Here is a 15,084-nt window from a genome sequence, read left to right on the forward strand (position 1 = left end):
ATATCAAACCTTTGTCTAATCTGACTAATTTGACTTTTCTTTACCTTGGGGAAAATCAAATCAGCGATATCAAACCTTTGTCTAATCTGACTAATTTGACTTCTCTTGACCTTGGAAAAAATAAAATCAGCGATATCAAACCTTTGTCTAATCTGACTAATTTGACTTCTCTTTCCCTTGGGGGAAATCCACTTACCTCTAAACAATGTCCCCTGAAACCAGAGTCTATTTGTAAATTTTAGTCCGGTTATATTTTGGTGCGCTATGGACTTACTAACGCACCCTCAAAATACTCAATTTCACTGAATATTACCAGACTAAAAATGTCAACTTGAGCAAAAATCCTATTCTACTAAATCATGTTTGATCGCAAACCTAACCAATTCAGCACGATTACTGGTTTCAGTTTTTCTCAATAAACTACTCACATATTTCTCCACTGTACGCGGACTTAAATGTAAATGATTACCAATTTCCACATTAGAAAAACCATGGGTTAAAAGGTCTAAAACCTCCTTTTCCCTCACAGTTAACGGTGTCAATACTTGAGATATCTGAACCTGAGTAGATACAGAAATATGACCATTCTCTGCCTTTGTATAAGTTAAATTACGGTTATTATCTTGGTAAATAAAACGACATTGAGATTGGATAATTTGCGATCGCTCTAATAAATTGCGAATAGCAGCGGCTAATTCTTCCAATTCAAAAGGCTTAGGCAGATACAAATCACAACCAGATTGATACCCCAAAATTCGTTCTTGGATTTTAGTTCTCGCTGTTAATAAAATTACAGGTAATAAGCGAAACGCGGATAATTGACGAACACGACGCACCAACTCATAACCATTCATTAGTGGCATCATAATATCTGTCACTAGCAAATCAGGATGATACTTTTCTAGCGTATTCAAAGCATCAATACCATTATCAGCAGTAATTACATGATAACCGGATAGATCAAGATAATCACTAATGGCTAAACGAGTACCTATGTCGTCATCTGCGATTAGAATAGTCAAGGGCATGGACAGTACACCCCTATAATTTTTTTAACTGAGTAATGTGCCACCATGAGAAATATCAATAGACACAGGCAAGAATAGTTATCTTATTCTTCATACTCTTCATACTATGATAAAAATACCTGTTAATGTCCCCTTGGTCAAGAATTTATAAAGAAAATCTTAAATTTTTAGAAATGCTTGACAAAACTTGAATGTTCTGTATGAACTACAATGAACAAAAGGATGTTGCTGATAGCCTAAAGTACGAAACCAAGAAAATATGGCTATACCATGGAAGGTATCAAAATCTCAAACTTGGCGGCTTTGCTTCTTTGCGCCTCTGCGCGAAATATACATGATGCAACTCAAATAAAAAAGTTAGTCTAAAAAATTTTTAGGCTTATTTATGAAAACTTAAGAAGATTGTCAATGAGTGATAAACAGAGTGAAGGTTACAAAACAATTTGTGATAATCGTCAAGCGCGGTTTCGGTATGAAATCCTAGAAACCTATGAAGCGGGAATCGAATTGACGGGAACTGAGGTAAAATCAATTCGTGGAGGTAAAGCCAATCTCCAAGATGGTTATGCTTTAATTCGTGACGGTGAAGCATGGTTAATTAATGTACATATTTCTCCTTATACTTCCAGCGGTGCATATTTTAATCACGAACCAAGACGAACACGCAAGTTACTACTCCATAAGCAAGAACTGCGTAAGCTAATTGGTAAGGTAGAACAGGAGGGTTTAACCCTAGTCCCGTTGAAAATGTACCTCAAACGGGGTTGGGTAAAGGTAGTTATTGCCCTGGGTAGGGGTAAAAAGCTACATGATAAACGGGAAAGTATTAAACGTCGGGATGATCAACGGAGTATGCAAAGGGCAATGAAGAGGTTTTAAAGGACACTCCTGCCGAACTCTCTCTCAGTAAAAAGAGGGAGAAAGACAGATTATAGGTGGGGTGTTTTTTTAGCGGGCAAGATGCCCGCACCACAGGCAACTTATGGGTATTTTTTTCAACCAATAAGCTGAAAAATTATTTAAGTATTTTTACTTCTTAGAAAGTGTTAAAGGTCGCCAAAAGCTGGCAACTAAGGCTACAGTAAACCACCAGAGGGTATTGACTTCAGGACGATAGAATACTGTATCAACTAGTCCATGAGATAGTATACCTACAATAACAGCGATCGCCCCAATTAACCAAAATACTTGAGTATTTTCACTCTGTCTTAATTGTCGTATCTGGGAAAATCCTGTATTAACAGTCACGACTATTAACCACAGAAAACAAGTAAAACCTAAAAAACCAGTTTCGACGATTGTTTCTAAAAATACAGAATAGGCACTCAAAGCCGTAAAACGAGGTCTTTGATAGAGGGGATAAACATTATTAAAAGAATTGTGACCCGGTCCAATACCAATAATCGGGCGATCGCGGATCATTTGAAATACGGAATCCCAGACATTTTTGCGAAAGTTATTACTACTATCTTTTCTGTCAGCGAATATACTGATAACTCGTTCCCGAAAAGGTTCAACAAAGATCATTCCTATTGCTAATATCCCAACCACACTCCCCAGGAATATTGGTAAGGACCAATTCCGCCATATTAACATCATCTGGGGTGATATTTTTATACCCCATAAATTCTCAACGGTGGAGTCACCAAAAACAAAAATCAGTAATATTGTAACCGTCAATAATCCCACCAATAAACCAATCCAGCCCCCCCGACTAAAGGTAAGAATTAGAGTTACACTATTGACAATAAACATCGTTAGTGCTAAACTCTTTCTTATCCAACCTGGCCAGGCAAAAATAGCGACAAAGCTGAAAATTACAGCCGGTAAAAGATATCCTGCCAGTAAATTAGGATTACCCAAATAACTGTAAACTCTGGTAGTCTTAGCTAAGGGAGATTCTGGGTCAACCCAAGTAGCTAAAGCCTTCGCACCAAAAAACCATTGTCGTATTCCATAGACACTGACAATGAGGGATATGTGCAAATAAAGGGTAATCAACCATGAGCGAAACCGAGGTATTCTTAATACTCTAGCACAGAGGGCAAATAACAACAAATAAAGAGTTAAGGTTTGTAAATCACTCAAAGCGGCCTTTTTTACTGGTGATAAAGCTGTAGCTACCGCAGCAATACCCCAATATAACAATACTAGCAGATGAATGGGAGTGAAGGAAGCAGCATTGGCCGATGTAACTTCTTCAGATAAAGTTAACAGCAACCATAAACCAACACAAGCCAGTAGTAATAAACCGATTAAAGTGCTAGAAACAAAGGGTGTAAGAGTATAAATGATGCTAAGTAAGCCCACAGCAATCATATCTCCCCACTGGATGAGAATACTACTTTGTCGCCAAGAAAGCAACGACCCCACCAGCAAACGATGTAGGTAACTGCTAGACAGATATTCTTTAAGTGGTAAGGAAGATAAAGTCAATCTTTCCCAGACTAAATTCATGAAGAAAAAATAGAGAATTGAATTAGATAGAGTTTTCTACCCCAACTCATTGTATACTAATCAATTTGAAAAATTTTTGTCATTGTTTACGGAGAAACCTGCCAAAGTTTAATTAAGTTATCTTCACTACCACTAACTAAAAATTTACTGTCAGCACTAAAGGACAAAGAAGTAATACTATTATTATGTACTGTCTGCGTAGTTATTTCCTCCCCTGTGGACACATTCCATAGCTTAATAGTGTGATAGCTTTTCTCATTTAAGGTATTCCGTCCAGCACTGGCTAAAATTTTACCATTGGGACTAAAAGCAATAGTGTTAATATTATTACCGGCTAACCTGATAGTCCAAATTGGTGTTAAAGTTTGTAAGTTCCATAATTTCAGAGTGCGATCGCGGCTAGAACTTGCTAAAATTTTACCATCGGGACTAAAAGCCACAGCTATGACCGTTTGTGAACTAGTAGTTAAAGTCTGAATTGGTTGTTGTTGATGAATATTCCATAATTTTATAGTTTTATCAAAACTACCACTTGCCAAAGTTACACCATTGGGACTAATATCTACAGAACGTACCCAAGATTTATGAGCGGTTAAAGTGCGAATTAACTCACCTGTGATTAAATCCCAGACCTTGATAGTTTGATCATCACTAGCACTAACTAAAGTTTTTCCATCAGCAGTAATAGCTAAACTATGAATTGCATCAGTATGATCAGTTAAAGTGTGAATTAATTGATTTGTTTGTAAATTCCAAATTTTGATAGTTTGATCATCACTACCACTAACTAAAATTTTACCATCAGCAGAGATAGCTAATGCGTTGACATTTTGGGAATGTCCTTCCAGACTAGTAATTTCTTTACCGGTGATCACATCCCATAATTTCAGATTACCATAACATTTAGTATTATCATTTTCCTGACAATCACCACCGCTAATAATCAGTTTACCATCTGGATTCATCACCACAGATAAAACCTTACTTTTATGTCCAGAAAAAGTATTTACCAAAGACAAATATTTTTCAGTTTTCTGGTGTTGATTCAAATTAAAAGAAAAATCAGAGTTTAACTTACGAAATTCTCGATAACAAAACTCTCCCAAAGTGAAAAAAATAATTAACCCAAACAGAAAAATCAAATTTCGCAATAAAAATTTTTTCGTGTAATTTATCTGAGAATACTTACTAGGTAATTTCTTAATTTTACTATTTGCTTCTGGGAGCATAAGAGTATGTTTTTTCATCAAATCTCCCATGACTTCATCAACAGATTGATAGCGATATTGTATTTCTTTTTGTAGTAGCTTATCCATGATTTCTACTAATTCTTTAGTTAGAGAAGAGCGTAAATAATGCTGCCAATTTCCTACCCAACTATAGCCATATTCCATCCATAATTTAAAAGGAGAAATCCCCGTTAGTAAATGAAAACAAGTAGCACCTAAACTAAATAAATCGCTGGCGGGATATGCTTTTCCGTCTCTAATTTGTTCAATGGGAGAATAGCCATGGGAACCAATAGAAGTACCATTTTTTCGCTGTACTCTGGCTGTCAAATCTTTAGAAGAACCAAAATCAATTAGTGTCAATCTTCCATCACATTGACGACGAATAATATTTTCTGGTTTAATATCACGATGAATTACCCCATGTTGATGTACAAATTTAATAACTGGTAATAAATCTAATAAAATAGACTGAATATCCCAGTCTCTATAAACCTTTCGGGAATTTAATTCATCTAGTAGATTTTGACCATCAATAAATTGCTGAACTAAATATAAACAATTATTCTGTTCAAAATAAGCTATTAAAGTTGGGATTTGCGGGTGTTCTCCTAATTGTTGTAATCGCTTTGCTTCCTCTGAAAATAACTGAATTGCTTTTTTTTGTGACCAAGTACCTTGAAATTTTGGAGCTAATTGTTTAATTACACATAATTCGTTTAACTTATCAATATCTTCAGCGATATAAGTTCTTCCAAACCCCCCCTCATTAGAAAGTAACCGGGTAACACGAAACCGATTTCTCAAAAGTGTTACTAGAGGAGTTTGACAATTTTGACAAAGTTGATAATTATCTGGATTTTGGGGATTTAAACAGTCAGGATTTAGACAGCAGATCATAATTTCTATAGCGCATCTGCATGATAAAATATATATAGTCTAATAATATATATAAATCGAGATTGAATAGTAGCAATTAGTAATTTACGTAACTTGAAAATGTAGAATTTACCTTTCTCAAATATAGAAAAGAACAAAGGATGTATTTTGGTCAATTTCCCCAATTCTATATCAACTCAAAGAAAAAATAACGGCATTTTGCCATTTATTTATTATCTTTATCAAGATACCCGACTTCTTTAAGAAATCGGGTATGTGAAATTCTTGACTTTCAATACTTATGATATACTGTCTATATATTCTCACGTCAAATTATCATAACCGGATATTTAAAATCATGTACAGACAAATTAAGAAATTAGTGGCGTTACTTCTGACAGGTACAATGGTGACTTTATTCCCACAGGTAAGTCTAGCAGCACCAAAAGGTTTTCAGTCCCCTAGTGGTAATATTTTTTGTGAATTAATACCAGGAGTACCAGGAGAAATAAATATTTTACGCTGTGAAATCAGTAGTTCACTAAAACCCAAACCTCCTCAACCCTACCCTGGATATTGTGAATTTGAGTGGGGACAAGGTTTTTTATTACCTGGGAGGGGTAGACCAGAAATTTTGTGTATTAGTGATACTATTGCTGATAAAAATAAACCTGTTTTAAACTATGGAAGTAATTGGAATGAAGATGGTTTTAAGTGTGTATCTCAAAAAATCGGTTTAACTTGTACTAAGAGTGATGGTATTGGTTTTTTTCTCAGTCGGGAAAAATGGTACGTATTTGGACTTTCTCGATAATTGCTGTATTTTAAATAAAATAGAGAAAACATCTAACATTATCCAAAATTGTCAACATGGCTCCCTTACCCGATTATCGCCCCAAACAATTATCAGTAGGTCCACTAGAAGCAGAAATTCTCGGTATCGTGTGGGAACTAGGTTCAGCAACAGTTAAAGATGTGCATGATCGCATTTTAGCAGATCCAGATCGTGAATTGGCTTATACCTCAGTCACTACAGTTCTCCGTCGTCTCACGGAAAAAGGCTGGTTAGCTTGTGATAAACAAGGAAAAGCCTTTTATTGGAGGCCATTGTTAACTAAACAACAAGCAGAGGTGATTAAAGCCCATGATCAATTACAGCGATTTTTAGCAGTAGGAAATCCTGATATAATTGCCGCATTTGCTGATAGTCTAGATCAAGTTGCTACTGACCAGATAGAAGCGATCGCAAAACGCATTCAAGCCGCACGGGAAGCCAGAGGAGAAAAGTAATATTATGCACTTACTCATGATTATCACCGCTGTTACCGTTGCTTACTGGTTAAGATCCTCTGGTAATATACCCCAAGGTAATTGGCATTTAAGATGGCAAAAAACCCTATTTTTATTCCTCTTTCCTCCTTTACTGATATTCATGACAGTTACCGCTGTAGTCTGCATGGGTACACAGGGGAAAATGGGTGGAATGTATACCAATCCTTTTAGTTATATCCTAGCATTAATTTTTCTGGGATTTTTTAACATCTTAGGCCTTAAACTTGTTTTGAGTGGCTGGAAGGCAATTAAATCCGCTCGTGAATGTCCCCAAGTGAATCTGAATGGTAAACAGATCCGAATCCTACAAACAGGGGCTTTATTTGCGGGACAAATTGGTTTTTGGCAACCGGAGTTAGTCGTCAGTAAGGGATTACTAGAAACCCTTTCCCCACTCCATCTAGAAAGCGTTTTAGCCCACGAACAAGGGCATTATCAATATAGGGATACGTTCTGGTTCTTTTGGCTGGGTTGGATGCGTTCTTGTACCGCCTGGTTGCCCAATACAGAACCTTTATGGCAAGAGTTGTTAGTTTTGCGTGAGTTACGGGCTGATAGTTACGCCGCATCTCAAGTAGATCCGTTAGTATTGGCAGAATCCTTGTTATTGGTCGTCAGTAATAACCCAATCACGTCCGATGTATGCTGTGCCGCTTTGGGTGCTTGCGATCGCTTAGAACAAAGAATTGAGGCTTTATTAACACCTACTGAACCAAGATCAGAAACGCAATTGCAATCTTTGCATATTTTTCTATTAGCTTTTTTACCCTTACTGACAGTTGTATTTCATAATTAAATTGGCGTTGGTGGGTGAATGCAAGTATGAATTTGTCTCACCCAGAGCCGCAAAGAGGAAGAGTTTGAGAAATAGAATTTTTAACTTTCATCTATCATCTATTTTGCTACAAATCATGGTAATTTTGGTAAAAGTATACCCAGTGTCAATTCCATGAGTAAAAATCTCTCTCAGTCCAGTTTGCCAATCAAAAGAAGAAAAATACTAGTGTTAATAACTACAGCACTAGCTACTTTACTACTAGCAATTGGCTTACCAACTGTTACTCCTTCCCCTGTTGCAGCACAATCCAATACCAGCTTACTGGTATCCGCTGCGGCTAGTTTAAAAGAGGCACTGGAAGAAATTAAACCTCTTTACCAACAAAGCCAACCAAAGGTCAATATTAGTTATAATTTCGGATCTTCTGGGGCATTACAGCAACAAATTGAACAAGGTGCGCCTGCGGATATTTTCATATCTGCGGCTAAAAAACAAGTAGATGCTTTAGAACAAAAAGGACTTGTGGTTGCTGGTACAAGGAATATTATCGGTAAAAATCGGCTAGTTTTAGTCGTACCTAAAAATGCTATTGGTATCACCAGTTTCTACAATCTTAAAGATACCAAAGTCAAAAAAATCGCCATTGGTGAACCGAGAAGCGTACCCGCAGGACAATACGCACAACAAGTATTAGAAAAATTGAAAATTTGGACAGAAGTTAAATCAAAACTGGTATTTGCTAATAACGTGCGTCAAGTTTTAGCATCTGTAGAAAGTGGTAATGCTGATGCAGGTTTAGTATATATAACTGATGCCAAAATCTCTAATCAGGTAAAAATTGTAGTTACAGCAGATGAAAAATACCACTCTGCCATTATTTACCCATTAGTAGTTATTAAACGCAGTAAAAATGTTGATGCTGCTAAAGAATTTTCCCAATTTTTATCTGGTGACAAATCTAAGGCTGTCTTCAAGAAATATGGGTTCATTCTGCCTTAGTAATTAATTTATCAGAAAACGCCATAATACCCCATCCCTCTACAGGATAGGGGTGTAAAGGCTTGATCCAATACCATAAATCCCTCCTTTGCGGTACAGGATTTAGAATCTTTGAGTGGTAATTATCAGACCATCATCTGTAATTAATGTTAAAAATAACTGGAGGCTGGGTGCTGCGACAGCGCGAGCAACCCAACCAAATCCTAAAATTGTTGGGTAACATAGGTTAACCCAAACTATAGATCTTAATTAAGAACTACTTAAAGGTATTGCGGATTTCATCTTTCATTTTATCTGCAGGGTTACGAGATTCGCTTTCTGTATCCTTAGTTTTTCCCCCAGGTAGGTAATTAGGATTAACAATACTATTATCTATTGCCTTTTCGGTTTTAGCTTCAATATTTTTTGTGACTGGCTTTGATTTTTGCTTCCAACTCCCATCTTTTATATCTTCAACTGCATTACGAACCTTGCTTTCCACCTGTTTTGCTTTTCCCATAAATTGATCCTTTTTGTTTCCTCTAACATTACCAATAGCTTCCTGGATTTTACCTTCAATGTTCTTAGTTGTTGCTTCCACTCGATTCATGCTTGCAATTTGAGTTAGGCTATTTGGTTGAGTCAACAAAGTTGTAGCCAAACTATCCTCAGCAGCAAAAGCTGTGAAAGTTACCAACAATAAAACTAAAGTAATGGTGAGAAAAAATTTGCGAAATGCTTGAACTAATATCATTGAATTTTGTTCCCTCATTTATAGGTTGGTAATTAATTTATTAAAGGCGTTATCACGGTCAATTTGGTACAGCCGGGACAATTTTGACTGCAACTTTCACACTTTTAACGCCTCTGATTTCCTTAGCAAGAGGATCAATTTTATTCAATTGTTCTTGAGTTTGTACAGTTCCAGCCACGACAACTTCCCCATTTTTAGAAGTAACTGTTAATTGACCAGAGGGAATATTGGCTTCCAACTTAGAGCGCACTTCATTGGCAAGATCAGCATTAGCCCGGTCTACACTTCTCCCAGTCATGTTATAGCGTTCCTCACGGGCGCGAATATCTGCATTAAGCTGATCTCGACGGACTTTGCTAGTTGCATCTTTTTGGTTACTTTGAACTGTTTTATCTGTGGGAACTTCACCAGTTTCCTCAGTCGAATTGGGCGCACTGCTACTAGTTTTAGCCTTATTGTCGCAGGCAACAGTTCCCAGAAGTAGAATGCCGCTGAGAACTAAAGGCATAATTTTTTTCATGGTTCAAATCCTTGACTGTCCCGTTATTACCCTTTAAAACTGGGTTCTTTCCGGTGGGGAAATTCAAAAACATTCTGTAGCTGTACATTAGAAACGAGAGACAGCAGTATCGGTATAACGACTAGTCGCTGGGGAATTGTAAACTTCCCATTCACGCACTCCTCTATTCTTGAGAATCGTTTCTGCCCGCAGGATTTCCGCCTCTGTACCATCTACAATCACCAAATAATTGCCATTGACTACATAATCGTGATAGACCTGGGCCCGGTGTTCAGGAATTCCTAAACCCACCAGTCCACCAAGTAACCCCCCAACTGCTGCCCCAATTACGCCACCAGCTAGGGTTGTAGCGATCGCCGTAGCGGCAGCCCCGGCTAACATTACTGGACCGACTCCAGGGATAGCTAGAGTTCCTAACCCCACCAGCAAACCGGTTAGTCCCCCAACTACTCCTCCTGCTTCCAATCCAGTTTTCGCTCCTTCGTCAACATGAGTAGTTTCGGTTACGTCTCTAATCCGTGTGTCACCAATCCGGTAACTCTGACTCAACTCTTCGTTGTCTTTGGCAATTACAGATACCTGATTCATAGCAAATCCGTTATCTCGCAATTCACTCAGAGCATTCTCTGCCTGTTGGTGACTAGAAAACACTCCTACCGCTCGTTTATGAGAAATCAAAGTCATTTTTTTCTCCTTTCAAAAAGTGAATAAGTGGCAGGTAATCAGGGAAAACCCCCGCCCTGCCTATTTATGCTAGTCAATCAGTTTTTTGGCTTCATCTTTTACATCTTCAACTGTGTGGCGAATTTTGGCTTCTGCTTGTTTTTCTTTACCTTCTGCTTGAGTTTTCGGATCTCCAGTTACATCACCTACTGCTTCTTGAATCTTACCTTCAATGTTTTTAGCAGTTGCCTTGGCTCTATTTTGCATACTCATAATCTGCTCCTGATAGAAAATGATGAAAATTAATTAATTGATATCAAATGATGTGAAATCTAGGTTTTATCTCCTTTCCACATTCGGATGTTCTTGGGTGTTAATATCTAACTCTTCTCGACGCAGAGTTTCTTCGGCTTCAATGGTTTCGTGATCTACAACTTTATCAACTCTGACTTCTTCACGTAAGAAGGCTTCTTTATGAATGTCCGCAGTTTCTTCATAAACATTTATATGAGTCACTTCTGTTGTCCCAAAGCTATCAGCACCTAAAGTAACTGCTTCTCCCGCATTTGTAGGAGTTATTTTTTCAATCACAACTCGTTCTTTATCTATTGGTACAGATACCCGCGCTTTTTCTGTTTCTGTATGTTTACCAACAATAACTTCTCCCGTCTTCGTGCGGATTTTATTGGCAATTAATCTTTCTTGATATAGTTTGAATGTTTGATGATCTTGCTCATTCAGGGCATATAAAGCCGGTTCTTGTTGATAGTCATAGCCATTGCCATTACCAGACTTCTGAGGTGAGGCTATAGGCGCTACCATGGTAGCTCCAGCAGTTCTAGAGGAGGCTGTATCCATAGCACCAGAACTTTCTAAGAATGCTTCCGAACGATATACTCCTCTTACTTGTTCTTCATAGTTATAATCAATTTCTTTGTGTTCGTTAAATTCAGGTAAATTCTCCGCTTGTTGCTTGGTCATTCCTACTGTATAAATCCGTTCCGAGGTATGATCAATTCGTGAACGACCAACTGGTAATAAAACTTTTTTACCGAAAATCCATAGGCCTAAATCAACAACAAAATACCGAAAATGTCCTTTTTCATCTACTAAAATGTCACTGACTGTACCAATCTTTTCATCTACACTAACATAGACACCCATGCCTTTGATATCTTTACCTTCAAAACTATCACGATAATTTGGATCAAAGTCTTTGATTTTTAAAAGAGTCATAATTTTTTCCTCTCCAATTTATTAGCTTATTTCTGGGTTTAAAGTCTTTATTGTTTGATGTCATTGACTACCCATTAAGCGATTAAGTTCAATTGATTATTCTCAACATTAGAACCTGGTAAAGTGGAATTTTTAGTTTCTAACTGTTCTGTTCTAATACGTTCATATTAGATATTTTTATGTTTAAGACCTTCCATCAAAGGTCTGATTATATTTGTATGTAATTAGATAGATATTATCAACTAAGTAAGTTTATAAAAATAAATACATTTCTCACTTACACTATTACTAGACATTAGTAACACTATCCAAGCCTCATATACGGATATTTTTCCCAAAATTCCTTCAGAAAAATTGGTAATAATACACCCAGTGTCAAAAAATTGCACTAAAATCACTACGACGGTAATCTTTGGGCATCAGGTATGGGGTATTTTTAAGTCAGCTTGACGATAAAATTAATCCACTATCTGTAGCCTATGGGCTTCCGTCCCTAAAAAATTAGAGAGTTAACTTACTTATGTTTCAGTTGTTAAGCCGGGTTTTGCTATGGCTCTTAATTGGTGTTGTCGCCTACTCCTTGTTTCAAAGATTCTATCCCACAGCAACTTTTGTCGGTAGATTCATTTTAGGACTGGTAATTGTTGTCTTAGCTTTGGCTTTTTTTAATCCTAATGAACTAGCAGTATCTTCTTTATGGCGGGTTATATCCTTTCCTCTCAAGCCCTTGGGAGCTTCGGTTTTAATGTTGTGTTTCGCTGCTCAAAAAATTAAAGGAGGTGGCATAGACAAACCGGGCGGTTACTTACTAGGATGGGCTTTAGGTATTTTATTTCTATCGAGTACACCTGCGATCGCTTATTTCTTAGTTAGATCACCAATTGCTACAGTTGATGGTACTAATCTCAATTATCAATCTTCTTCATCTGCTTTAGTAGCCTTAGCTCCAGTCAATACTAGTCCTAGTACCTCAGATATTCAGCAAAATATTATCCTGCATCAGCAAGAGATCAATTCCCCCATTATAGCTTTTAATAGTATGAATAGGAACCTTCCCTCCTATCTACTCCAAAATCCCCAAGAAATCAGAAGTCGTGGGTTACGGGTAGAGGATTTTGTTCCTAGTGCAGAAACTCTGCAACTTACTACCCAAGTATGGGAAAGTTATCTCAACCAAATTTATGTTTTCTTGCGTGGTCGCTCGTGATCATGTTTAAAATATGACTTGGTTTAGGAGATCAAGGTGGAAACAGATTAATCACTAATCATTAATTGCTGGCATGGCCAAATCGCACAGACTTGCTAAAATCGCTAATTATCTACGTCCCTATTGGCGGGAAACTATATCAGGCATTATCGCCTTATTAGTCGTCAATGCACTGGGGGTATATATTCCTTTGTTAATTAGTTCTGGAGTAGATACACTTTCAAATTCAACAAATTTGAGTTTTCACCAGGTGGTACATTATGTAGTGATTATTTCTCTACTGAGTTCCGCTATGTGGATAGTACGAATGGCTTCCCGTATTTGGATATTTGGTGTGGGAAGACAGGTGGAATTTGACCTCAAACAGCGAATTTTTGCACATTTACTCCGATTAGAACCTGCTTATTTTACGTTTAATACCCCTGGGGACTTAATTAGCCGCGCTACTAGTGATGTAGATAATATTCGACGATTATTAGGCTTTGCTGTTTTGAGTTTGGCAAATACCATGTTCGCCTACGCTCTAACATTACCAGTCATGTTATCCTTGAGTGTAGACCTGACATTGGCATCATTAGCAGTTTATCCTCTCATGTTTCTCGTGGTGCATTTTTTTAGCGATCGCCTGCGTGACGAACAAACCGCTGTTCAGGAAAAACTTGCAAATATCAGTGAACTTGTCCGGGAGGATATTAGCGGTATTACTCTCATTAAAATTTACGCCCAAGAAGAAAATGAGCGTCAAGCTTTTAATCGGGAAAATCAACAGCTATTAACTGCTAATCTGCAATTAGCTAAAACTCGCAATACTCTATTTCCTCTCATTGGTGGTTTAGCTAGTCTCAGTTCTTTAATAATCATCTGGTTAGGTACAGCACGAATATCTACTGGTTCTCTAGCAATTGGGGATTTTTTAGCGCTACTAATTTATGTAGAGCGTTTAGTTTTCCCCACGGCTTTATTAGGATTTACCATTACTGCTTATCAACGAGGTGAAGTTAGTATTGACCGATTAGAGACTATTCTCAGTGTAACCCCCAAAATTCAAGACACAGCTAATAGTCAACATATTGAAATCAGTAATATCCAAGGAGAACTAACAGCAGTAAATTTTAATTACACTTACCCTGGCGCTAATACCCCAGCTTTAGACCATCTCAATTTTACTATTGCCCCTGGGGAAATAGTCGCCATTATCGGTCCTGTAGGTTGCGGAAAATCAACTTTCGCCAATGCTATCCCTAGATTATTGGATATTCAGCCCGGACAATTATTTTTAGATGGCTGGGATATTACTCAACTCGCTGTGAGTGATTTAAGAAAAGCCATCGCTTACGTACCTCAAGATAGCTTTTTATTCAGTACCACCATCAAAAATAATATCCGTTATGGCGACCCCCTAGCCCCAGAAGAAAATGTCATTTATGCGGGCAAAATGGCGCAAATTGATTCAGAAATCGGTAAATTTCCCAAAAAATACGAAACCATCGTCGGAGAGCGCGGTATTACTCTTTCTGGTGGACAACGACAACGCACAGCTTTAGCAAGAGCCATGCTAATTGATGCCCCAATTTTGCTTTTAGATGATGCCCTTTCCAGTGTAGATAATCAAACTGCTACACAAATTCTGGCTAATCTCTCCACAGGTACAAAAAGAAAAACTGTGATTTTCATTACTCACCAACTTTCCGCAGCGGCCACTGCTAACCGAATTTTAGTCATGGATCACGGTAGAATTGTCCAAAGCGGTAATCACTCAGAACTGGTGGAACAGCCCGGACTTTACAGGACTTTATGGAATCAACATCTTGTAGAAGAACTACTCCATTAAACTAAAATTACTTGATTTTGAAAATAATTAGCACTTACCTTACTAATCAGACCAATTTTTGCCATAATCTAAAGTTAATCTAAGGTTAATCAAATGTTACCCATTAATTTACCTGTTAGGGGGTGTTTTCAACCTATTCTATAAATTTAGTAAGCTCCTTCCTTCTTAGGTAAGTGGTACTTACCACCACCC

General features: G+C 37.5%; 15 protein-coding genes and 2 pseudogenes. 9 read left to right on the forward strand and 8 right to left on the reverse strand.

Going from position 1 to position 15,084, the window contains the following annotated elements; all coding sequences use genetic code 11:
- Positions 1 to 242: leucine-rich repeat domain-containing protein (locus H6G25_RS16150; RefSeq protein WP_190393370.1), on the forward strand; the 242-nt coding region annotated here is incomplete at its 5' end.
- Positions 243 to 344: 102 nt separating this feature from the next.
- Here the strand turns inward: H6G25_RS16150 and H6G25_RS16155 are convergent.
- Entirely contained in the window at positions 345 to 1,028 is a 684-nt protein-coding gene (locus tag H6G25_RS16155) for a response regulator transcription factor (RefSeq protein ID WP_190393371.1), read from the reverse strand.
- Positions 1,029 to 1,436: 408 nt separating this feature from the next.
- Between H6G25_RS16155 and smpB the strand changes: the two genes are divergently transcribed.
- Positions 1,437 to 1,907, forward strand: a complete 471-nt coding sequence (gene smpB / locus H6G25_RS16160) for an SsrA-binding protein SmpB (protein WP_028083409.1) — start codon at positions 1,437 to 1,439, stop codon at positions 1,905 to 1,907.
- A gap of 150 nt (positions 1,908 to 2,057) precedes the next feature.
- Here the strand turns inward: smpB and H6G25_RS16165 are convergent, their stop codons facing one another.
- On the reverse strand, positions 2,058 to 3,485 hold the full coding sequence (locus H6G25_RS16165) for an IctB family putative bicarbonate transporter (protein ID WP_190393372.1): 1,428 nt from the start codon (positions 3,483 to 3,485) through the stop codon (positions 2,058 to 2,060).
- An 86-nt stretch (positions 3,486 to 3,571) separates the two neighbouring features.
- The gene (locus H6G25_RS16170; RefSeq protein WP_190393373.1) at positions 3,572 to 5,614 is read right to left on the reverse strand and encodes a serine/threonine-protein kinase; all 2,043 of its coding nucleotides are present in this window, start codon (positions 5,612 to 5,614) and stop codon (positions 3,572 to 3,574) included.
- Positions 5,615 to 5,951: 337 nt separating this feature from the next.
- Here H6G25_RS16170 and H6G25_RS16175 point away from each other — a divergent pair, with 337 nt between their 5' ends.
- The 5 genes and pseudogenes from H6G25_RS16175 to H6G25_RS21305 all read left to right on the forward strand — a co-directional run.
- Positions 5,952 to 6,407: a DUF6636 domain-containing protein gene (locus H6G25_RS16175; RefSeq protein WP_190393374.1), complete on the forward strand. Its 456-nt coding sequence runs from the start codon at positions 5,952 to 5,954 to the stop codon at positions 6,405 to 6,407.
- A gap of 56 nt (positions 6,408 to 6,463) precedes the next feature.
- On the forward strand, positions 6,464 to 6,883 hold the full coding sequence (locus H6G25_RS16180) for a BlaI/MecI/CopY family transcriptional regulator (protein WP_190393375.1): 420 nt from the start codon (positions 6,464 to 6,466) through the stop codon (positions 6,881 to 6,883).
- A 4-nt stretch (positions 6,884 to 6,887) separates the two neighbouring features.
- Positions 6,888 to 7,721, forward strand: a complete 834-nt coding sequence (locus H6G25_RS16185) for a M56 family metallopeptidase (protein WP_190393376.1) — start codon at positions 6,888 to 6,890, stop codon at positions 7,719 to 7,721.
- Positions 7,722 to 7,907: 186 nt separating this feature from the next.
- Positions 7,908 to 8,702 carry a molybdate ABC transporter substrate-binding protein gene (modA, locus tag H6G25_RS16190; RefSeq protein ID WP_190393419.1) on the forward strand — a complete coding sequence of 265 codons (795 nt, stop codon included), beginning with the start codon at positions 7,908 to 7,910 and terminating at the stop codon, positions 8,700 to 8,702.
- Between the two features lie 42 nt (positions 8,703 to 8,744).
- Positions 8,745 to 8,843: pseudogene (locus H6G25_RS21305) on the forward strand (magnesium protoporphyrin IX methyltransferase); the annotation flags it as partial.
- A 298-nt stretch (positions 8,844 to 9,141) separates the two neighbouring features.
- Here H6G25_RS21305 and H6G25_RS21310 read toward each other — a convergent pair.
- The 5 genes and pseudogenes from H6G25_RS21310 to H6G25_RS16215 all read right to left on the reverse strand — a co-directional run.
- Positions 9,142 to 9,300 (reverse strand): annotated as a pseudogene (locus tag H6G25_RS21310) (CsbD family protein); the annotation flags it as partial.
- Positions 9,301 to 9,493: 193 nt separating this feature from the next.
- Complete coding sequence (locus H6G25_RS16200; RefSeq protein WP_190393378.1) at positions 9,494 to 9,955, reverse strand: BON domain-containing protein; 462 nt, start codon at positions 9,953 to 9,955, stop codon at positions 9,494 to 9,496.
- An 87-nt stretch (positions 9,956 to 10,042) separates the two neighbouring features.
- On the reverse strand, positions 10,043 to 10,639 hold the full coding sequence (locus H6G25_RS16205) for a general stress protein (protein ID WP_190393379.1): 597 nt from the start codon (positions 10,637 to 10,639) through the stop codon (positions 10,043 to 10,045).
- 69 nt (positions 10,640 to 10,708) lie between these two features.
- A complete protein-coding gene (locus H6G25_RS16210) occupies positions 10,709 to 10,891 on the reverse strand; it encodes a CsbD family protein (protein ID WP_190393380.1) in 183 nt (60 codons plus the stop codon).
- A 66-nt stretch (positions 10,892 to 10,957) separates the two neighbouring features.
- On the reverse strand, positions 10,958 to 11,854 hold the full coding sequence (locus H6G25_RS16215) for a DUF2382 domain-containing protein (RefSeq protein WP_190393381.1): 897 nt from the start codon (positions 11,852 to 11,854) through the stop codon (positions 10,958 to 10,960).
- Positions 11,855 to 12,374: 520 nt separating this feature from the next.
- Here H6G25_RS16215 and H6G25_RS16220 point away from each other — a divergent pair.
- On the forward strand, positions 12,375 to 13,061 hold the full coding sequence (locus H6G25_RS16220; RefSeq protein WP_190393382.1) for a hypothetical protein: 687 nt from the start codon (positions 12,375 to 12,377) through the stop codon (positions 13,059 to 13,061).
- Positions 13,062 to 13,134: 73 nt separating this feature from the next.
- Complete coding sequence (locus tag H6G25_RS16225; protein WP_190393383.1) at positions 13,135 to 14,892, forward strand: ABC transporter ATP-binding protein; 1,758 nt, start codon at positions 13,135 to 13,137, stop codon at positions 14,890 to 14,892.
- The last annotated feature ends 192 nt before the right edge of the window (positions 14,893 to 15,084 follow it).

This window comes from Dolichospermum sp. FACHB-1091 (assembly GCF_014697585.1).
Lineage (GTDB): Bacteria > Cyanobacteriota > Cyanobacteriia > Cyanobacteriales > Nostocaceae > Dolichospermum.

Excerpts from the sequence above, each read along its gene's own strand:
- H6G25_RS16155 (WP_190393371.1), bottom strand. The coding sequence starts at position 1,028 with ATGCCCTTGACTATTCTAATCGCAGATGACGACATAGGTACTCGTTTA.
- smpB (WP_028083409.1), top strand. The coding sequence starts at position 1,437 with ATGAGTGATAAACAGAGTGAAGGTTACAAAACAATTTGTGATAATCGT.
- H6G25_RS16165 (WP_190393372.1), bottom strand. The coding sequence starts at position 3,485 with ATGAATTTAGTCTGGGAAAGATTGACTTTATCTTCCTTACCACTTAAA.
- H6G25_RS16170 (WP_190393373.1), bottom strand. The coding sequence starts at position 5,614 with ATGATCTGCTGTCTAAATCCTGACTGTTTAAATCCCCAAAATCCAGAT.
- H6G25_RS16175 (WP_190393374.1), top strand. The coding sequence starts at position 5,952 with ATGTACAGACAAATTAAGAAATTAGTGGCGTTACTTCTGACAGGTACA.
- H6G25_RS16180 (WP_190393375.1), top strand. The coding sequence starts at position 6,464 with ATGGCTCCCTTACCCGATTATCGCCCCAAACAATTATCAGTAGGTCCA.
- H6G25_RS16185 (WP_190393376.1), top strand. The coding sequence starts at position 6,888 with ATGCACTTACTCATGATTATCACCGCTGTTACCGTTGCTTACTGGTTA.
- H6G25_RS16200 (WP_190393378.1), bottom strand. The coding sequence starts at position 9,955 with ATGAAAAAAATTATGCCTTTAGTTCTCAGCGGCATTCTACTTCTGGGA.
- H6G25_RS16205 (WP_190393379.1), bottom strand. The coding sequence starts at position 10,639 with ATGACTTTGATTTCTCATAAACGAGCGGTAGGAGTGTTTTCTAGTCAC.
- H6G25_RS16210 (WP_190393380.1), bottom strand. The coding sequence starts at position 10,891 with ATGAGTATGCAAAATAGAGCCAAGGCAACTGCTAAAAACATTGAAGGT.
- H6G25_RS16215 (WP_190393381.1), bottom strand. The coding sequence starts at position 11,854 with ATGACTCTTTTAAAAATCAAAGACTTTGATCCAAATTATCGTGATAGT.
- H6G25_RS16220 (WP_190393382.1), top strand. The coding sequence starts at position 12,375 with ATGTTTCAGTTGTTAAGCCGGGTTTTGCTATGGCTCTTAATTGGTGTT.
- H6G25_RS16225 (WP_190393383.1), top strand. The coding sequence starts at position 13,135 with ATGGCCAAATCGCACAGACTTGCTAAAATCGCTAATTATCTACGTCCC.